The sequence below is a fragment of the Paenirhodobacter populi genome, assembly GCF_004022215.1.
Lineage (GTDB): Bacteria > Pseudomonadota > Alphaproteobacteria > Rhodobacterales > Rhodobacteraceae > Rhodobacter > Rhodobacter populi.
Window position 1 is genome coordinate 169,895 of record NZ_SAUZ01000002.1, and the last position, 19,699, is coordinate 189,593.

Consider the following 19,699-nt stretch of genomic DNA (forward strand, 5'->3'; position numbering starts at 1 on the left):
AAGCCATTCTGGGGGAAAGAATGACGATCAGAGCCTCCGTCGGGACGGATTTGCCCGGCTGGTTGCCAGATACGACCAGGATCTACCTGCGCCACGTCGAGGAAGGGGTGCCCCTTCGCCAGCTCGCACGGGCTGAAGGGTGCCATGCCTCGACGCTGCTGCGTTGGGTGCGCCGGGTCGAGGAACGGCGCGAGGATCCGCTGATCGACGAAGCTCTTTCCCGGCTCGGCCTTGCGGTGCCCGTCGATGTCTCGGCCGGCTCACCCGAGAGAGAAACCGACATGACCGCACCGATCCGCGCACAGGCGCAAACCGAGGCCGAGGACCACCTGGAGCAGGAGGCGCACCGCATCCTGCGCCGGCTGGCGGAGCCGGGGGCGGTTCTCGTGGTGGGCGAGGGACAGGACAAGGCGGTGGTGCTGCGCGGCACGGTCCGCACTGCGGTCACGGCGCGGGAAACGGCGCAGGCGCTGGCGCTGAAGGACTGGATCCATCTGCGCCACGCCGGCCGCGTCATGAGCTACGGGATTTCCGCGGCCGGGCGCGCGGCGCTGAAGCGGCAGATCGAGGAAGAGCGCGAGGACAGCGGCGAGGAAGACACGGCCTTTGGCGGCCAGCACCGCGAATGGGGCGAGCGCGAGGTCGGATCGGGCGCCGCGCGGCGGCGGATTCGGGCGAATCTGGCGGAAAGCCCGCTTGGCGTGCTGGCGCGGCGGCGCGATGCGAACGGGGCGCCGTTCCTTGCGCCCGATCTGGTCGCGGCGGGGGAGCGCCTGCGCGAGGATTTCGAACTGGCGCAGATGGGGCCGCGCGTCGCGCAGAACTGGGAACGCTTCCTGACCGGCGGCGACCGGGGGCAGTATCGCCCGGATCAGGCGGGCGGTCAGGGCGGATCGGAACGCGCGCGGGAACGGGTGGCCGCGGCGCTGCGCGACCTCGGGCCGGGGCTCGGCGACATGGTGCTGCGCTGCTGCTGTTTTCTGGAGGGGCTGGAGGCGGCGGAGCGGCGGCTTGGCTGGTCGGCACGATCGGGCAAGATCGTGCTGCGGATCGCGCTGATGCGGCTCAAGCGGCATTACGACGAAACCTATGGCGGGGCCGCGCCGCTGATCGGCTGACGCGCACAGGCACAAACACACATGCTCAAAACGCACAGGCCCGGGGAAATTCCCGGGCCTGTGTCTTTCTGTCTTGCCGTATGGCTGGATCAGGCGTCGGCGCGGGTCAGGCCAGCCGCGTTGACGATGCCCGCCAGCGCCCCGCCCACCAGCGGCGCGAGGATGAACACCCACAGCTGCGACAGCGCCTGACCGCCGACGAACAGCGCCGGCCCGATCGAACGCGCCGGGTTGACCGAGGTGCCGGTGACATTGATGCCCACAAGGTGCACCGCCGTCAGCGTCAGCCCGATGGCGAGACCGGCAAAGCCCACCGGCGCGCCCTTGTCCGTCACGCCCAGAATCACCGTGACGAAGATGAACGTCGCCACGACCTCGAAGATCAGCGCCGCGGCGAGGTTGTAGCCGCCGCCGTAACCCGGCCCGTAACCGTTCTGCCCCATGCCGCTGGTGGCGATGGAATAGTCGGACTTGCCGCTGACGATCAGGTAGATGACGAAGGCGCCGAGGATGGCGCCGATGACCTGAGCGATGACATACTGGACGAATTCGCCCGCCGACATGCGCCCGGCGCAGAGCACGCCGATCGAGACCGCCGGGTTCAGGTGGGCGCCCGAAATCGCGCCGATCCCGTAGGCCGCCGCGACGATCGACAGACCGAACGCGGTGGCGATCGGCAGAATTCCGAACTCCGCGCCGGTGATGGCGGCGGTGCCGACACCAAAGAAGACGAGGAAGAAGGTCCCGAGGACCTCGGCAATGAATTTTTTCATAGGCAAATCGCCGCAGACGGACTGCGGTCCCCTTTTAGGATGTAAGCCCGCATTGCGTCTCGGGCCGGTTTCGCATTATCTATCCGAAGACCTCAGGAAAAGGGGGAAAATCCCTTGCGCGAACTCAAGATCCCCGATCAACGCCACCCGGAGAAAGCCCACCGCCCCGATCAGGCGCAGCCGAAGAAGCCGGACTGGATCCGGGTCAAGGCGCCGACCTCGCAAGGCTACAAGGACACGCGCGAGATCCTGAAGAAAAACCGCCTCGTCACCGTGTGCGAGGAAGCGGGCTGCCCGAACGTCGGCGAATGCTGGTCGCAGGGCCATGCCACGATGATGATCATGGGCGAGATCTGCACCCGCGGCTGTTCCTTCTGCAACGTCGCGACGGGCAAGCCCGACACGCTCGACGCCTTTGAACCGGGGCGGGTCGCCCATGCGGTGCAGACGCTGGGGCTGAAGCATGTCGTCGTCACCTCGGTCGACCGCGACGACCTTCAGGACGGCGGGGCAGAGCATTTCGCCCAGACGATCCGCGCCGTGCGCCACCGTGCCCCCGACACGACGATCGAGATCCTGACGCCCGACTTCCTGAAATGCAGCCCGCGCGCGCTGGAAATCGTGGTCGAGGCGCGCCCGGACGTGTTCAACCACAATCTCGAAACCGTGCCCGGGCTTTACCCCGAGGTGCGCCCCGGCGCGCGCTATTTCCATTCGCTGCGGCTGTTGCAGCGGGTGAAGGAGCTGGACCCGACGATGTTCACCAAATCGGGGATCATGGTGGGGCTGGGCGAGACCGCGATGCAGGTGAAGCAGGTCATGGACGACATGCGCGCCGCCGACATCGACTTCCTGACCATCGGGCAATATCTGCAACCGACGCCCAAACATCACCGCGTCGATCGCTTCGTGACGCCCGACGAGTTCAAGGAATACGAACGCGCGGCCTACGGCAAGGGCTTCCTGATGGTCTCGGCGACACCGCTGACGCGGTCGAGCTATCACGCGGGCGACGATTTTGCCCGGCTGCGGGCCGCGCGTCTGCAAAAGCTCGGTCGCGCCTGACCGCGCGCGGGTCGGGGGCGCTGCCCCCGCCGGTGGCCTCGGCCACCCCGGCGCGGCCACGGGCCGCGCGTTCGCCGAGGCGGCCTTCCACCGGAAGGCCGCTGCTCCTCGGCTCACCCCGGGATATTCATGAAAAAACGATGGGCTGTTTCCGATGGGGCCGGAACGCGATCATGAAACCGCGTGAAACGCCTCGTGGCTTTCGTCTTCAGGGAAAGATGGCGGGCGGGATCATCCGGCCGGTTGCAGCCGGGCGAGGGCGGCGCGGAAGTCCGGGTCCGACAGCACGACCTCTTCGGCGCCAAGCGCCTGTGCCCGCGCGATCGCGCGCGACATCTGCACCTGTGCCGCATCGACGGCGGCGGAGAGGGTCAGCGCGCTGCTGATCCCCGCGACGATCAGCCCGGCGAACAGGTCGCCCGTGCCGGAAATGGCGATGGGCAGTTTGCGGACGGGATGGCGGCTCAGCCCCTCGGGGCCGAGGACGACGGTTTCGATCATGCCTTCGGCGGTTTCGGCGAGCGCGCAGCCCGTCGCCACCAGATGCGCGCCCGGCGCCAGCCCGAGCCTTGCGCCGACGCGGGGAATGTCCGCGAGCGTCGCGACCGGGTCGCTGTCGGTCAGCCAGGACAGCTCGAACGGATTCGGCGTCGCGATATCGGCGAGCGGCAGCAGATCGTTGCGGATCACCGAGGCGATCTCGGACGGCACGTAAAGCCCCGGCCCGGTATCGCCCATCACCGGATCGCACAGATAGATCAGCCGCGGATTGGCGGCCTTGGCCCGGCGCACGAAAGCGGCGGTCTGGCGCGCCACCTCGATCGAGCCGATATAGCCGGTGACCAGAAAGGCCGCGCGTTCGGGCAGGCCGCGTTCTTCGGCCCCAAGCAGCAGATCGGCGAAGATTTCGGGCGGCAGGGCGCAGCCGCGCAGGGTGGGGTAGAAGGGCGTGTTGGAAAACAGCACCGTCGGGATCTGCGCCACCTCAAGCCCCGCGGCCTGCATCGGAAAGACCGCGGCGGAATTGCCGACATGGCCCATGACGACCTGGCTCTGGATGCTGATCACAAGCGGCGGGCGACGCATGGCAATCCCTTCCTGGCTGCGGTAAATTGGTCCCGGAACGGGCGACGGCCTTCTGTGCGGCAAAAAAACCGCGATCGCAATGGCGTTTCCCGCGATTTTGCCGGAATGCGGACCAAGTGTCGCGCCGCAAGCAGGAGCAGGACATGACGAGCTATGAAAAGGCGCTGGACGGGTTCGAGCCGGTCAGCGCGATGCCGATTTCCGACGATGAGCTGACGGCGCGGATCGCCGGTTTGCAGGGGCGGATGGCGGCGCGGGGGCTGAAGGCGGTGTGGCTCGATGCCTCGTCGTCGCTGCGCTATTACACGGGGCTGTCGATCGCGCCCTCGGAACGGATGCATGGCGCGATCATCCCGGTGCGGGGCGCGCCGGTCTATGTCAGCCCGCGATTCGAGGTGCCGAAGCTTGACACGATGCTGCGCATCCCCGGCGAGGTTCTGGCGTGGGAGGAACATGAAGACCCCCGCGCGATGATCGCCGCGCGGGTGCGGGGGCTGGATCTGCCGGGGCAGGGGCTGGCGCTGGATCCGGCGACGCCCTTCCTGTTCGCCGCCGGGATGATCGCGGCGATGGAGGGCGCGGTGGAGCCCGCCGCCCCGTTGATCACCGCGCAGCGGCAGGTGAAATCGCCGGCCGAAATCGCCATCCTGCGCACCGCGATGGAGGCGAGCTGGCGCGTCCAGAAGGCCGTTTGGGAAGGGCTGCGGCCCGGCATCTCCACCGCCGAGGTCTGCCAGTTCGTCGATGCGGCGCATCGGCGGCTGGGGATGAAACCGCTGTTCGTCGCGGCGCAGTTCGGCGAGGCGACGGCCTATCCGCATGGCAAGCCGGGCGGGCAGGTGCTGCGGGAGGGGGACATGGTGCTGATCGACCTTGGCGGCATCCTGCAAGGCTATCGGTCCGACATCACCCGCAGCTATGTCTTCGGCAAGCCTACGGAACGGCAGGCGTATCTGTGGGACTGCGAGCGGCGCGCGCATCTGGCGGCCTTTGCCGCCGCGCGGCCCGGCGCGCCCTGCGCCGCGGTCGACGCCGCCGCGCGCGCGGTGCTGGAGGCCGAGGGCTTCGGCCCGGATTACGCCGTTCCCGGCCTGCCGCACCGGACGGGGCACGGGCTCGGCCTCGACATCCACGAGGATCCCTTCATCGTCCGGGGCAATGCCACGCCGCTCGAACCCGGCATGGTCTTTTCGATCGAGCCGATGCTCTGCGTCTATGGCGAATGCGGGGTGCGGCTCGAGGATATCGTCTGGATGGGGGAGGACGGGCCGCACTGGTTCTGCCCGCCCGCGCAAAGTCCGGCGGCGCCGTTCTGACGGGGCTTTACAGGACCTCCGGTTTGGCCCTTGAATATCCCTCATGAAGATGTGAGGAAACGCGCGGCCGTGGATTGATCGGATGGTCAAATCTCCACGCATTTTCCGTCCTTGCGCCGGCGCGAGACCGGCGTCACGAAACGACTCAACAGTGAGAAAGGATATCCGATGAAACTCCTGTCCCGCAGCCTGCTCGCGGTTTCCGCGCTGGCGCTGAGCGCGGCTGCGCCCGCAATGGCGAAGACCTTCGTCTATTGTTCGGAAGCCTCGCCCGAGGGCTTTGATCCGGCCCCCTATACCTCCGGCACCACCTTCGACGCCTCGGCGCATCCGGTGTTCAACGGGCTCGTGGAGTTCAAGCCGGGCACCACCGAGGTCGAGCCGGGTCTGGCCGAAAGCTGGGACGTTTCGGAGGACGGCACCGTCTACACCTTCCACCTGCGTCCGGGCGCGAAGTGGCAGTCGAACGACATCTTCACCCCCACCCGCGACGTGACCGCCGATGACGTGATCTTCAGCTTTGAACGTCAGGGCGATGCGGCGAACCCGTGGCACGAATACATCCCCGGCATCACCTACGAATATTATACCGCGATGGAGATGCCCGAACTGGTCAAGTCGGTCGAGAAGGTCGACGATCTCACCGTCAAGGTGACGCTGACCCATTCCGAGGCGCCCTTCATCGCCAACCTCGCCATGCCCTTCATGTCGATCGTGTCGAAGGAATATGCCGACACGCTGGCCGCCGCGGGCAACAAGGAAGACTTCAACAACAAGCCGATCGGCACCGGCCCGTTCAAGTTCGTCGCCTATCAGAAGGATGCGGTGATCCGCTACCAGAAGAACGCCGACTACTGGGGCGACGCGCCGAAGATCGACGACCTGATCTTTGCGATCACCACCGACGCCTCGGTCCGGCTGCAGAAGCTGAAGGCGGGCGAATGCCACCTGATGCCCTATCCGTCGCCCGCCGACATCGAACAGATCAAGGCCGATCCGAACCTCAAGCTCGACGAGATGCCGGGCCTGAACGTCGCCTATCTGGCCTATAACACCACTGTCGCCCCCTTCGACAAGCCCGAGGTCCGCAAGGCCCTGAACCAGGCGATCAACAAGGAAGCGATCATCGACGCGGTGTTCCAGGGCGCCGGGCAGGTGGCCAAGAACCCGATCCCGCCGACCATGTGGTCCTACAACGACGCGATCGTCGATGATGTCTACGACCCCGAGGCCGCCAAGGCCGCGCTGGAAGCCGCCGGCGTCAAGGATCTGTCGATGGAGATCTGGGCGATGCCGGTGCAGCGCCCCTACATGCCGAACGCCCGCCGCACGGCCGAACTGATGCAGTCGGACCTCGCCAAGGTCGGCGTCAAGGCCGAGATCGTGTCCTACGAATGGGGCGAATACCTGAAGAAGTCGATGGAGGAAGGCCGCAAGGGCGCCGTCATCATGGGCTGGACCGGCGACAACGGCGATCCGGACAACTTCCTCAGCGTGCTGCTGTCCTGCGCGAGCGCACAGGGCGGCGGTGCGAACCGGGCCTTCTGGTGCAACCAGGAATTCTCGGACCTGCTCACCCAGGCCAAGCAGAATTCGGACGTCGAAGAACGCACGAAGCTCTATGAACAGGCGCAGGTGATCTTCAAGGAACAGGCGCCGTGGGACACGCTGGCGCATTCCACCCAGTTCGTGCCGATGCGCGCGAATGTCACCGGCTTCACCATGAGCCCGCTGGGTGACTTCACCTTCGAACACGTTGACCTCACCGAATAATCCTCGGGGACAAACGGACGGGCGCGCGGGGGGCAACCCTTTGCGCGCCCGTTGAGGATATATGCATGATCAGATTTCTTCTCACCAAGCTGCTGTATCTGGTCCCGACGTTTCTGGGGATCACCTTCGTGGCTTTCGGTTTCGTGCGGGTTCTGCCGGGCGATCCGGTCCTGCTGATGGCGGGGGAACGCGGCCTGTCGCCCGAGCGCCATGCGGAGCTCGCGCATCAGCTCGGCTATGACAAACCCTTCCTGATGCAGTATCTCGACTTTCTGGTGCGGCTGCTGCACGGCGATCTGGGCAATTCGCTGGTGACGAAGAAACCCGTGCTGACGGAATTCCTCGCGCTGTTTCCGGCGACGATGGAGCTGGGCATCGTCGCTATCCTGCTGGCGACGCTGATCGGCGTGCCGGTGGGCGTTCTGGCGGCGATCAAGCGCGGCTCGTGGTTCGATCAGGTGTCGATGACCGCGGCGCTGGTCGGATTTTCCATGCCGATCTTCTGGTGGGGGCTTCTGCTCATCATCTTCTTTTCCGGCATCCTGCAATGGACGCCGGTGTCGGGCCGCATCAGCCTGATGTTCTTCTTCCCGCCGGTGACGGGCTTCATGCTGATCGACAGCCTGCTGTCGGGGCAGAAGGGAGCCTTCGCCTCGGCCTTCTCGCACCTGATCCTGCCGTCCATCGTGCTGGCGACGATCCCGCTGGCGGTGATCGCGCGGCAGACCCGCTCCGCCATGCTCGAGGTGATGGGCGAGGATTACGTCCGCACCGCCAAGGCCAAGGGCATGCCCTATTCGCGTGTCGTCATGGTCCATGCCCTGCGCAACGCGATGATCCCGGTGATCACCACGATCGGCTTGCAGATCGGCGTGCTGATGGCCGGCGCCATCCTGACCGAGACGATCTTCAGCTGGCCCGGCATCGGCAAATGGATGATCGATTCCATCTCGCGCCGCGACTATCCGGTGGTGCAGTCGGGGCTGCTGCTGATCGCCGCCATCGTGATGATCGTGAACCTGATCGTCGACCTGACCTATGGTCTCATCAACCCGAGGATCCGCCACAAATGACCGACACCGCAGTCAAGCTTTCCGATGCGGCGATCCGGCGCCGGATGGTTGCCGATTTCTGGTATCACTTCCGGCAGAACCGGGGCGCGGTCGCGGGTCTGGTCGTGTTCATCCTGCTGGTCTTTGCCGCCGTCTTCGCGCCGGTGATCGCGCCGCATGATCCGACGATGCAGTATCGCGACGCGCTGCTGGTGCCGCCGGTCTGGCAGGAGGGCGGGCGTTCCGCCTACCTTCTGGGCACCGACGCGGTCGGGCGCGACATGCTTTCGCGGCTGATCTACGGGGCGCAGTATTCGCTGTTCATCGGCATCGTCGTCGTGTCCATCGCGGTGGTCGGCGGGATCCTGATCGGCACGCTCGCCGGGTTCTTCGGCGGCTGGGTCGATACCGTCATCATGCGGGTGATGGATGTGGTTCTGGCGTTCCCGTCGCTGCTGCTGGCGCTGGTTCTGGTCGCCGTTCTGGGGCCGGGGCTCTTGAACGCGATGATCGCCATCGCCATCGTCTACCAGCCGCATTTCGCGCGGCTGACGCGGGCGGCGGTGATGGGGGAAAAGGCGCGCGAATATGTCACGGCCGCGCGGGTCGCGGGGGCGGGCAACCTGCGTCTGATGTTCAAGACCATCCTGCCCAACTGCCTCGCGCCGCTGATCGTGCAGGCGACGCTGTCGTTTTCCTCGGCGATCCTCGACGCGGCGGCCCTGGGCTTCCTCGGCATGGGGGCGCAGCCGCCCGCGTCCGAATGGGGCACGATGCTGGCCGAGGCGCGCGAATTCATCCTGCGCGCCTGGTGGGTGGTGACCTTCCCGGGGCTGGCGATCCTGATCTCGGTGCTGGCGATCAACCTGATGGGCGACGGGCTGCGCGATGCGCTCGACCCGAAACTGAAGAAGGGCTGAGGTCATGGCATTGCTGAACATCCGCAACCTCACCGTCCGGTTCGCCACCTCCACGGGCAGCTTCACCGCCGTCGACGGGATCGACGTTTCCGTCGATGCGCGCGAGGTGCTGGCGATCGTCGGCGAATCCGGGTCGGGGAAATCCGTGTCCATGCTGGCGGTGATGGGGCTGTTGCCCGACACCGCCACGGTGACGGCGGACGAGATGACCTTTGACGGCCACAACCTGCTGCAGATGACCGCGCAGGAACGCCGGCGCGTCATCGGCCGCGAGATCACGATGATCTTTCAGGAACCGATCGCCTCGCTCAACCCGTCCTTCACCGTGGGCTTCCAGATCGAGGAGGTGCTGCGCCTCAACCTCGGTCTTTCGCACCACGCCGCGCGGGCGCGCGCGATCGAGCTGTTCAAGGCCGTCGGCATCCCCGAGCCCGACGCCAAGATCCGCGCCTATCCGCATCAGATGTCGGGCGGGCAGTGCCAGCGGGTGATGATCGCCATGGCCATCGCCACCAATCCGCGGCTGCTGATCGCGGATGAACCCACCACGGCGCTGGATGTGACGATTCAGGCGCAGATCCTCGACCTGCTGATGGATCTGCAGGAGAAACACGGGATGGCGCTGATCCTGATCACCCATGACATGGGGGTGGTCGCGGAAACCGCCGACCGGGTGATCGTGCAATACAAGGGCCACAAGATGGAAGAGGCCGATGTGCTGAGCCTCTTCGAGGCGCCGAAAAGCCCCTATACGCGCGCGCTGCTCTCGGCCCTGCCGGAGAACGCCACGGGGGACCGGCTGCCGACGGTTTCGGATTTCTTCGGTGCTGAGGGGGTGAGCAAATGAGCTATGTCGTCGAAGGCATCGATCTGACGCAGGATTACGACGTGCCCGGCGGCATGTTCGGCGGGGCCAAGACGGTGCGCGCGGTCAAGGGCGCCTCCTTCGCGGTGGAAAAGGGCAAGACGCTGGCGATCGTGGGGGAATCCGGTTCGGGCAAGTCGACGCTCGCGCGGATCGTTACGCTGATCGACCATCAGTCGGGCGGCGTGCTGAAGATCGACGGGCAGGAGGTCGATATCTCGAAGAAGCGCCCCGATCACACCCTGCGCGCCAAGGTGCAGATGGTGTTCCAGAACCCCTATGGCTCGCTCAATCCGCGCCAGAAGGTGGGCGACGTCCTGATGGAGCCGCTGCTGCTGAACACCAAGTTGCCCGCCGCCGAGCGGCGCGCGCGGGCCGAGGCGATGCTGACGCGCGTGGGCCTCGCGCCCGAGCATTTCAACCGCTATCCGCATATGTTTTCCGGCGGCCAGCGGCAGCGGATCGCGATTGCGCGGGCGCTGATGCTGAACCCGGCGCTGCTGGTGCTGGACGAGCCCGTCTCGGCGCTCGATCTGTCGGTGCAGGCGCAGGTGCTGAATCTGCTGGCGGATCTGCAGGAGGAATTCGGCCTGACCTATGTGTTCATCAGCCATGACCTCTCGGTGATCCGTTATATCGCCGACGACGTGATGGTGATGCACAAGGGCGATGTGGTCGAACAGGGCAGCCGGGACGAGATCTTCGCCAATCCGAAGCATCCCTATACCCGGCAGCTTTTCGCCGCGACCCCGGTGACCGATATCGAGGCGATCCGCCAGCGCGTCGCCCGGCGCAAGGCGCTGCGCTCCGGGCAGATTTCTGCCTGAGGGCAGCGGCAGACCGGAAGCGCCGTGCGTGCCGATGCGTGGCGAGGGGGCCAGCCCCCTCGGCGCAAGCGCCTCACCCCCGGGATATTTATGGAAACACGAAAGCAGGAGCGGCGCGCGGATTGTGCCTGTCAGCCTTCGCGCGCCGAGAGCAGGCGGGTGATGCGTTCGTGCACGGCTTCGGCGCGGATGGCGGTGCAGTAGTCCTGTGCCGGGGCGCTGTCCCAGTCGCCGGGCGGGAAGCGCATGTCGAGGGGCGCGGCCACGGTCGCGCCCCGGCCGATGCCTTCCGTCAGCACGCGGATGCGCGCGGTGCGGCGGGTGAAGAGGTCGGGGTCGGTGACCAGAACGCAGGCGCAGCAGTCATGGACGACCATGCCGCGGTGGTTCAGCGCCTCGTAAAAGGCGATGTAATCCTGCGACAGATCGCGCAGGAGTGCGACCTCGGGTTTACCCTGTCGGGCCAGATCGGCGAGTTCCGCGCGCGTCATCTCGACCTGTCGCGTCACGTCGAGGCCGACTGCAACGACGGGCCAGGAGGCGGCGAAGACCTCATCCGCCGCGAGGGCATCGCCGTGAAGGTTCGCCTCGGCCGCCGGGGTGACATTGCCCGGCACGGCGAAGGCGCCGCCCATCACCACCACCTGTTTCGCCTGTGCGGCGATCTCCGGCGCGGCGCGGAGCGCCTGCGCCAGATTGGTCATGCGTCCGACGGCGACGAGCGTGACCTCGCCCGGATGGGCGCGGATCGTGTCGACGATCACCTGATGCGCCGGGCGCGGATCGGGCTGCGCCGCGGGTTCGGGCGCGTCGATATTGCCGAGCCCGTCGCGCCCGTGGATATGCGTGGGCCAATGCGCCTCGTCCGGGCCGGACAGGGGGTGCGCGGCGCCCATGGCGACGGGCGCGGTGATGCCCCAGGAGTCCTTCAGGAACAGGGCGTTGCGGGTCGTCGTTTCGACGGGTGCATTGCCGAAGACCGTGGTGATCGCCAGCAGGTCCACCTGCGGGTGGCGGTGCAGGTAATACAGCGCCAGCGCATCGTCCACGCCGGGGTCGGTGTCGAAAATCACCTTGTGCATGTGGTCCTCCGTTTGTCGCAGACAAAGGCGATCCGGCATGAAAGCGCAAGGGGGATCAGGGGCTTGCGGCCTCGAAGGCGCGGGTTTCGCGGACCAGCCAGTCGCGGAAGCGGCTCAGCGGCGGGTGATCGTCATGATCGGCGGGCCAGCACAGGTGATAGGCCTGTTTCGAGCGCATCGGCAAGCCCACGGGACAGACAAGGCGGCCGCGTGCGATTTCATCCTCGATCAGGAAGGTGGGCAGCAGCGCGACCCCGAGCCCCGAGGCCGCCGCCTGCGCCACCGTGGCGAACTGGTCGAACAGCATGCCGTGGATCTGTCCCGGGTCGATCCCGTGATGTTCCAGATACCTTTCCCACGCATCGGGGCGCGAGGTCAGGTGCAGAAGCGGCGCCCCGGGCAGGTCGGCCACCGTGGCAAAGCCGAACCTTGCGGCAAGGTCGGGCGCGCAGGCGGGCACCACCTGTTCGCCCATCAGCCGCAGCACCCGCCCGCCCGGCCAGTCGGCGCGGCCGAACTGGATCGCGGCATCGACGGCCTCGGCCGCGAAATCGATGGGGCGCAGACGGGTGACGAGGTTGATGGTGATCCCCGGATGCTGGGCCAGAAAGGCCGGCAGACGCGGCGCCAGCCAGCGCGTGCCAAAGGTCGGCAGGATGGCGAGCGACAGCGTTCCCCCATGCGGATTGGCGCGCAGGTTCATTGAGGCCTGCGAGATCCGCGCCAGCGCCTCGCGCACCTCGCGGGCATAGGCTGCGCCGCCGTGGGTAAGCCGCAGGCTCTGCTTTTCGCGGTGGAAAAGGGCCGTGCCGATCTGTTCCTCCAGCGCACGGATCTGCCGCGAGACGGCGCTTTGCGTCAGCGACAGTTCCTGCGCCGCCATGGTGACGGAATTCAGCCGCGCGGTCGCCTCGAAGGCCTGCAAAAGGGACAACGAAGGCAGAAAGCGGCGTGGCGTGCGCATGGGCGTAACATTCCCGTTCGGAATGATGGTGGTGGTTTGCTTGCCCGGACAGGGCAGGATCGCGCGGAAACCTACATCAACTCATTCTCACATGGAATGACCTGTGGAGGATATGGAACTGGCGCCCGCCCGGGCTTTCGCCCAGTCCTGTCACAGGATCGGGCCATTCGGGGGCAAGAGATGCGCGGTGATTCCCGCAGTCATGGTCTTTGGGAACGCTCGGCGCCCGCGGCGCCGGCGCTGCCGCCGTTCGAGGGCGACCAGCGCACCCGCGTCGCGATCATCGGTGCGGGCTATACCGGCCTCTCCGCCGCGCTGCATCTGGCGGAGGCGGGCAGGGCGGTCACCGTGCTGGAGGCCGCCGAGCCGGGCTTTGGCGCCTCGGGGCGCAATGTCGGGCTGGTCAATGCCGGGATGTGGGTGATGCCGGATGACCTGCCCGGCGTTCTGGGCGCGGATTACGGCAGCCGGCTGCTGGATTTCCTTGGCAATGCGCCGGCCGAGGTCTTCGCGCTGGTCGAACGGCTTGGCATTACCTGCGAGGCGGTGCATCGCGGCACCCTGCATCTGGCCGTGGGCGACAAGGGCCTGCGCGAGATCACCAACCGGATGCAGCAATGGCGGGCGCGCGGCGCGCCGGTCGAGCTGCTGTCGGCCGGGGAAACCCGGCGCCGTCTGGGTGGCGGTGACTATGCGGGATCGCTGCTCGACCACCGCGCGGGCACGATCCAGCCGCTGGCCTATGCGCGGGGGCTTGCGTGCGCGGCGCTGGCGGCCGGGGCGCGGATCCACGGCGACGCGGCGGTGACCGACGTGTCCCATGACGGCACGGAATGGGTTCTGCGCACCGCGCGCGGCACGCTGCGGGCGGAATGGCTGATCCCGGCGACGGATGCCTATACCGCGCAGGTCTTTCCGCAGATCCTGACCGAACAGGTGATCCTTCCCTATTTCAACATGGCGACGCCGCCGCTGCCCCCGGATCTGGCGGGTTCGATCCTGCCGGGGCGGGAGGGCTGCTGGGACACGCCCGAGGTGCTGTCCTCCTTTCGCATGGATCAGGCGGGGCGGCTCGTCTGGGGATCGGTCGGGCGGCTTGGCGGCGCTTTCGCGGCGGCCGAGCGCGCGGCCCATCACGCCTGGGCCCTGCGCGCCATGCACCGGGTCTTTCCGCAACTGAAGGGCGTGGGCTTCGAGACCTTCTGGTGGGGGCGGATCGGCATGACGGCGGATGCGCTGCCGCGCCTGCACCAGCCCGGCCCCAATGCCGTCGCGATCTGCGGCTACAACGGGCGCGGCATCGCGCCGGGCACCGTCTGCGGCAGGGCGCTGGCGCGGCACGTTCTGGGCGAATGGTCCATCGGGGAAATGCCCTTGCCCGTCACCCCCGTCGAACCCGCCGCATTGCGCGGCCTGAAATCCGCATGGTATGCCGTGGGCTCCGGGCTTTTGCATACCGTCTCCGACCGGCTCTGAGCCACCTGACCCCTGAAGGAAACCGCATGACTCTTACGACCGAAACCGCAACGATCCTGACCGGGCTTGGCGTCGACACGAACCGCTTCACCGGCGGCACGATGGAAAGCTTCACCCCCCTGACCGGCGAAAGGCTGGCGGAACTGACCCCCGATACCGAGGCCACGACCCAGGAGGCGATCGCCCGCGCGAAGGCGGCCTTCACCGCCTGGCGGCTGGTGCCCGCGCCACGCCGGGGCGAGCTTGTCCGCCTCTGGGCGGAGGAGCTGCGCGCCGCCAAGGCCGATCTCGGTCGGCTCGTCTCGATCGAGGCGGGCAAGATCCCGTCCGAGGGGCTGGGCGAGGTGCAGGAAATGATCGACATCTGCGATTTCGCCGTGGGCCTGTCGCGGCAGATCTACGGGCTGACCATCGCCACGGAACGCCCCGGCCACCGGATGATGGAAACCTGGCATCCGCTGGGGCCCGTGGGGATCATCTCGGCCTTCAACTTCCCCGTCGCGGTCTGGTCGTGGAATACGGCGCTGGCGCTGGTCTGTGGCAATCCGGTGCTGTGGAAACCGTCGGAGAAAACGCCGTTGACGGCGATCGCCGCGCAGGCGGTTCTGGATCGCGCGCTGGCGCGCTTTGGCGATGCGCCCGCGCATCTGGCGCAGCTTCTGATCGGCGGGCCGGAGGTCGGCGAAGCGCTGGTCGACAGCCCGGATGTGCCGCTGATCTCGGCCACCGGCTCGACCCGGATGGGGCGGATCGTCGGGCCGAAGGTCGCGGCGCGGTTCGGACGCTCGATCCTCGAACTCGGCGGCAACAACGCGGGGATCGTCTGTCCCTCGGCCGATCTGGATATGACGCTGCGGGCCGTGGCCTTCGGCGCGATGGGCACGGCGGGGCAGCGCTGCACCTCGCTCCGGCGGCTGTTCGTGCATGACAGCATCTATGACGCCTTCGTGCCGCGGCTGGTGAAGGCCTATGCCAGCGTCAGGGTCGGCAATCCGCTGGAGAGCGACGCGCTGGTCGGCCCGCTGATCGACCGCGCCGCGTTCGAGGGCATGCAGGCCGCGCTGAACGCCGCCGCGACCATGGGCGGCAAGCTGCATGGCGGCGAACGGGTCGAGGTGCCGCCCGGCGGCTATTACGTGCGCCCGGCGATCGTCGAGATGGCCGAACAGGTCGCGCCGATGACCGAGGAAACCTTCGCGCCCATCCTCTACGTCCAGCGCTACAGCGATTTCGAACAGGCGATCGCCCTGCAGAATGGTGTGGCAGCGGGGCTGTCGTCCTCGGTCTTCACCCGCGATCTGCAGGAGGCGGAGCTGTTCCTTTCTGCCGCCGGGTCGGATTGCGGCATCGCCAATGTCAACATCGGCACCTCGGGCGCGGAAATCGGTGGCGCCTTCGGCGGCGAGAAGGAAACCGGCGGCGGACGCGAAAGCGGATCGGATGCGTGGAAGGGCTACATGCGCCGCGCGACCAACACCGTGAACTATTCGCGCGACCTGCCGCTGGCGCAAGGCGTCGTCTTCGACATCGAATGATGGGCAAGGCGTCCCTTCTGCCTTTCATCCTTCCTCAAATATCCCGGGGGTGAATTTGCCGTCAGGCAAAGAGGGGGCGGCGCCCCCTTGCGCCCTATCCACCTCCCCCACGATCGTGGCCCTGAACCACGATCGCGGGAATGCCGGGTTGAGCCGGACGCCCACCCCGGCTAGATCGGAGGAAAGGAGCTTCCGATGACCCCTGCCGCCCGCCTTTCCGCCGCGATCACGATCCTCGATGCGATCCGCGAGGGCGCGCCTGCCGAACAGGCGCTGACCAACTGGGCGCGGGCGAGCCGCTATGCCGGTTCGGGCGACCGGGCGGCGGTGCGCGATCACGTCTTCGACGCGCTGCGCTGCCGGGGCAGCTTCGCCCTGTTGGGCGGGGGCGAGAGCGGCCGGAACCTGATCCTCGGGCTATTGCGGGTGCAGGGGGCGGACGCCGCGACGCTGTTCACCGGCGAAGGCCATGCGCCCGCGCCCCTGACGGCGGAGGAGGCTGCGCTGCTGGCCGCGCCGCTGCCGGAGGCCGGCGCGCTTGCCCTGCACGACTGGCCAGACTGGCTGCGGCCACAACTCGCGGCGGATCTGGGTGCGGATTTCGCGGCGGTGAGCCTTGCGATGCGGGGCCGCGCGCCGGTCTTCCTGCGGGTCAACACGGCGCGGACCGACCGGGCGGGGGCGCAGGCCGCCCTTGCCGCCGAGGGGATCGACAGCCTGCCGCATCCGCTGGCCGAAACCGCGCTGCGGGTGATCTCGGGCGCGCGCAAGGTGCAATCCTGCGCGGCCTATCGCGACGGGCTGGTGGAATTGCAGGATGCGGCGTCTCAGGCGGCGGTGGCCACCGCCGCGCCCGAGGGTCGTGCGCGCGTCCTGGACTACTGCGCGGGCGGAGGCGGCAAGGCGCTGGCGCTGGCCGCGCGGGCGCCGGACGCGCGGATCGTGGCGCATGACATCGACCCGGGGCGGATGCGCGACATCCCGGCCCGGGCGAAGCGCGCGGGGGCACGGCTCGCGCTGGCACCGCCGGGCGGCGTTTCGGGGATGTTCGATCTGGTCATGGTGGATGCGCCCTGTTCGGGGTCCGGCACATGGCGGCGCACGCCCGATGCGAAATGGCGGCTGACGCCCGAGGCGCTGGCGCGGCTTGCGGGTCTTCAGCAGGAGATCCTTGCCGCCGCCGCGCGGCATGTGGCTCCGGGCGGGGCGCTGCTGTATATGACCTGCTCGTTGCTGGACTGCGAGAACGGCGCGCAGATCCGCCGTTTTGCCGAACAGGGCATCTTCGGGATCGTGGCGGAGCATCGCTTTCTGCCGCTCGGCCCCGCGGAGGAGGCGGCCGATGGCTTCTACGCCGCGCAGTTGCATCGCCTGAGATGACTGTTAATTCTTCGTTAACCAGGCGGCATTAGACAGGTCCGAAAGAGCGGGCCGTCGCCCTTGTCCTTCGGATACAGGCGGCGGGATCCGGACGGGATCTGTGGGGCGGGTGACAGGTGAAGGAGGCGAACACGCTTCAGCTCGGGGCGCGGCGGCGGACGGGGAATGGCGGCCCGCTGCGCGAGGCGTGGCTGCTTGGTTTGGGTATCGCGACGGGGATCGTGGGCGGCGTGCTGCCGCATCCCGTCATCTCGACGCTGCTTCTGACCATCGCCGGCAGCCTGCTGGTACTGGTGGTGGGCATGGTTCTGGTGCGGCAGGCACGGCGCCTGCGCGGGCTGTGGCTGCGCTACCGGCTGGGTCGTGTTCTGGGGGCGGATGGCGCGCGCTGCCTTGCGGCGGATGGGGACGGGGCCATCCTGTACCGGAATGCCGCCGCGGCCTCATCGGCGGCCACCGTCTCTGCCGCGCTGCTCGACCGTTTCGCCCATCCGGATCCGTTGCTCGCACGGCTGCAATCGCGCGCACGGCAACGCGGCGCGGCGCATGAGGATGTGGTGACGGGGCAGGGGCGGACCCGCGTTTCCGTGCATGTGATCGGCCGGAAGACCTATCTGTGGCGGATCGAGGATGTCGCCGATACCGGCGCGGATGACACCGGCGCGCTGCCGCAGCTGGTGCTGTCGCGCTCGGGCGTCGTGCTGTCGGTCAATGAGGCGCTGCGCGCCCTGATCGGGGCGGAGCGGAACGATCTGGAACGGATCGTCACCGATCTGCCGCTGCGCCCCGGGGAGGAGCACGAACTCCAGACGCTCTCCGGCCTGCTGCGCTGTTTCGTGGCGGAGGTCGAGGCCACCAGCGGCGGCAACCGCCGGATCATCTTCCTGCCGGTCGCGGCGGGCAAGGTGGAAAGCCATGACCCGACCGCCTTCGAGACATTGCCGATCGCCATGCTCCGGCTGACGGCGGGGGGCTGCGTGATCGCCGCCAATCAGGCGGCCCGCGCCCTGATGGGCGAGGTGGAGATCGGTCGGGGCCTCGGCGATCTGTTCGAGGGGCTGGGCCGTCCCGTGGCCGACTGGGTGGCCGATGCCCGCGCCGGACGCGCCGAGCGCCGGCCCGAGGTGATGCGCCTGCGCGGCCATCCCTCGGAACTGTTCCTGCAGGTCATGCTCAGCCGCGTGGTGGTCGAGGGGCGCTCTGGCTTCATCGCCGTGCTGACCGACGCGACGCAGCTGAAAACGCTTGAGGCGCAATTCGTGCAGGCGCAGAAGATGCAGGCGATCGGGCAGCTTGCGGGCGGTGTCGCGCATGATTTCAACAATCTGCTGACGGCCATCTCGGGGCATTGCGACCTGCTGATGCTGCGCCATCACCGGGCCGATCCGGATTATGCCGATCTGGACCAGATCAGCCAGAACGTGAACCGGGCGGCGGCGCTGGTGCGGCAGTTGCTGGCCTTCTCGCGCAAGCAGACGATGAACCCCGAGGTGCTCGACCTGCGCGACACGCTTTCGGAACTGACGCATCTGCTGAACCGGCTGGTGGGCGAGCGGGTGGCGCTGACGCTGCTGCACGATCCGGAACTCCGGCCGATCCGGGCCGACAAGCGGCAGCTTGAACAGGTGATCATGAACCTCGTGGTCAATGCGCGCGACGCGATGCCCGCGGGCGGCGAGATCCGGATCGAGACCGACAACCTGACGCTGCGCGATGAGCTTGGCCGCGACCATGTGACGATCCCGCATGGCGATTACGTTCAGGTGCGGGTGATCGATCAGGGCTCCGGCATCACGCCGGAGGTGATGGGCAAGATCTTCGAGCCCTTCTTCACCACCAAGCGCGCCGGGGACGGGACGGGGCTCGGCCTTTCGACGGTCTACGGGATCGTCAAGCAGACCGGCGGCTATATCTTCTGCGACAGCACGCCCGGCGCGGGGACGACCTTCACCATCCTGCTGCCGACCTATGACCGCATCGAGGAGGCGCCACCGCCGGCCCCCGCGCCCCCGAAGGCGCCTGCGGCGGAACAATCCGACGCCTCGGCGACGATCCTGCTGGTGGAGGATGAAGCGCCGGTCCGGGCTTTCGCGACGCGGGCGCTGAAGCTGCGGGGCTATGTGGTGTTCGAGGCGGAAAGCGGCGAAGAGGCGCTGAGAATCCTCGAGGACGAGGCGCTGATGGTCGATGTCTTCGTCTCCGATGTGATCATGCCGGGGATGGACGGGCCGTGCTGGGTCGCCAAGGCGATGGAGAAGCGCCCCGGAACGGCCGTGGTCTTCATGTCCGGCTATGCCGAGGACGCCTTCCGCGACGGGTTGCCGCGGTTTCCGAACTCGTCCTTCCTGCCCAAGCCGTTCTCGCTCAGCGATCTGGTGGCGACGGTGCAGGAACGGATTGCGCGGTAACGCCGTAAACTTTTCCTTAACCGTGATCGCGCAGCATCTTCCGGTGGAAATAGATTGAA

General features: G+C 67.6%; 16 protein-coding genes. 12 read left to right on the plus strand and 4 right to left on the minus strand.

Going from position 1 to position 19,699, the window contains the following annotated elements; genetic code table 11:
* Positions 1–20: 20 nt before the first annotated feature.
* Positions 21–1,118, plus strand: coding sequence for a DUF6456 domain-containing protein (locus D2T30_RS02455; RefSeq protein ID WP_128207490.1), 1,098 nt, complete (start codon positions 21–23; stop codon positions 1,116–1,118).
* Positions 1,119–1,207: 89 nt separating this feature from the next.
* On the opposite strand, the gene D2T30_RS02460 is transcribed toward D2T30_RS02455, so the two are convergent.
* The gene (locus tag D2T30_RS02460; protein ID WP_128207491.1) at positions 1,208–1,891 is read right to left on the minus strand and encodes an MIP family channel protein; all 684 of its coding nucleotides are present in this window, start codon (positions 1,889–1,891) and stop codon (positions 1,208–1,210) included.
* A gap of 114 nt (positions 1,892–2,005) precedes the next feature.
* On the opposite strand from D2T30_RS02460, the gene lipA reads away from it, so the two are divergent.
* Complete coding sequence (lipA, locus tag D2T30_RS02465; RefSeq protein ID WP_128180947.1) at positions 2,006–2,956, plus strand: lipoyl synthase; 951 nt, start codon at positions 2,006–2,008, stop codon at positions 2,954–2,956.
* A 231-nt stretch (positions 2,957–3,187) separates the two neighbouring features.
* Here lipA and pdxY read toward each other — a convergent pair whose 3' ends face one another.
* The gene (gene pdxY / locus D2T30_RS02470; protein WP_128207492.1) at positions 3,188–4,042 is read right to left on the minus strand and encodes a pyridoxal kinase; all 855 of its coding nucleotides are present in this window, start codon (positions 4,040–4,042) and stop codon (positions 3,188–3,190) included.
* A gap of 143 nt (positions 4,043–4,185) precedes the next feature.
* On the opposite strand from pdxY, the gene D2T30_RS02475 reads away from it, so the two are divergent.
* The 6 genes from D2T30_RS02475 (at position 4,186) to D2T30_RS02500 (ending at position 10,795) form a co-directional block, all read left to right on the plus strand.
* Positions 4,186–5,358 carry a M24 family metallopeptidase gene (locus tag D2T30_RS02475; protein WP_128207493.1) on the plus strand — a complete coding sequence of 391 codons (1,173 nt, stop codon included), beginning with the start codon at positions 4,186–4,188 and terminating at the stop codon, positions 5,356–5,358.
* A gap of 168 nt (positions 5,359–5,526) precedes the next feature.
* Positions 5,527–7,131, plus strand: coding sequence for an ABC transporter substrate-binding protein (locus D2T30_RS02480; protein ID WP_128180941.1), 1,605 nt, complete (start codon positions 5,527–5,529; stop codon positions 7,129–7,131).
* 65 nt (positions 7,132–7,196) lie between these two features.
* The gene (locus D2T30_RS02485) at positions 7,197–8,204 is read left to right on the plus strand and encodes an ABC transporter permease subunit (RefSeq protein WP_128180939.1); all 1,008 of its coding nucleotides are present in this window, start codon (positions 7,197–7,199) and stop codon (positions 8,202–8,204) included.
* Positions 8,201–9,103, plus strand: coding sequence for an ABC transporter permease subunit (locus D2T30_RS02490; RefSeq protein ID WP_128180937.1), 903 nt, complete (start codon positions 8,201–8,203; stop codon positions 9,101–9,103). The genes D2T30_RS02485 and D2T30_RS02490 overlap by 4 nt, the downstream gene beginning before the upstream one ends.
* Before the next feature lie 4 nt (positions 9,104–9,107).
* Positions 9,108–9,950 carry an ABC transporter ATP-binding protein gene (locus D2T30_RS02495; RefSeq protein WP_128180935.1) on the plus strand — a complete coding sequence of 281 codons (843 nt, stop codon included), beginning with the start codon at positions 9,108–9,110 and terminating at the stop codon, positions 9,948–9,950.
* Positions 9,947–10,795: a dipeptide ABC transporter ATP-binding protein gene (locus D2T30_RS02500; RefSeq protein WP_128207494.1), complete on the plus strand. Its 849-nt coding sequence runs from the start codon at positions 9,947–9,949 to the stop codon at positions 10,793–10,795. The genes D2T30_RS02495 and D2T30_RS02500 overlap by 4 nt, the downstream gene beginning before the upstream one ends.
* A 131-nt stretch (positions 10,796–10,926) precedes the next feature.
* On the opposite strand, the gene D2T30_RS02505 is transcribed toward D2T30_RS02500, so the two are convergent.
* Complete coding sequence (locus tag D2T30_RS02505; protein WP_128207495.1) at positions 10,927–11,877, minus strand: nucleoside hydrolase; 951 nt, start codon at positions 11,875–11,877, stop codon at positions 10,927–10,929.
* A 55-nt stretch (positions 11,878–11,932) separates the two neighbouring features.
* Positions 11,933–12,841: a LysR substrate-binding domain-containing protein gene (locus tag D2T30_RS02510; protein ID WP_128207496.1), complete on the minus strand. Its 909-nt coding sequence runs from the start codon at positions 12,839–12,841 to the stop codon at positions 11,933–11,935.
* Between the two features lie 180 nt (positions 12,842–13,021).
* On the opposite strand from D2T30_RS02510, the gene D2T30_RS02515 reads away from it, so the two are divergent.
* The 4 genes from D2T30_RS02515 to D2T30_RS02530 all read left to right on the plus strand — a co-directional run bounded on the left by D2T30_RS02515 (position 13,022) and on the right by D2T30_RS02530 (position 19,640).
* Positions 13,022–14,317, plus strand: a complete 1,296-nt coding sequence (locus tag D2T30_RS02515) for an NAD(P)/FAD-dependent oxidoreductase (RefSeq protein WP_128207497.1) — start codon at positions 13,022–13,024, stop codon at positions 14,315–14,317.
* 26 nt (positions 14,318–14,343) lie between these two features.
* The gene (gene amaB / locus D2T30_RS02520; RefSeq protein WP_128207498.1) at positions 14,344–15,852 is read left to right on the plus strand and encodes an L-piperidine-6-carboxylate dehydrogenase; all 1,509 of its coding nucleotides are present in this window, start codon (positions 14,344–14,346) and stop codon (positions 15,850–15,852) included.
* Positions 15,853–16,047: 195 nt separating this feature from the next.
* On the plus strand, positions 16,048–17,232 hold the full coding sequence (locus D2T30_RS02525) for an RsmB/NOP family class I SAM-dependent RNA methyltransferase (protein ID WP_128207499.1): 1,185 nt from the start codon (positions 16,048–16,050) through the stop codon (positions 17,230–17,232).
* A gap of 116 nt (positions 17,233–17,348) precedes the next feature.
* Positions 17,349–19,640, plus strand: a complete 2,292-nt coding sequence (locus D2T30_RS02530) for an ATP-binding response regulator (protein ID WP_241651178.1) — start codon at positions 17,349–17,351, stop codon at positions 19,638–19,640.
* Positions 19,641–19,699 lie beyond the last annotated feature (59 nt).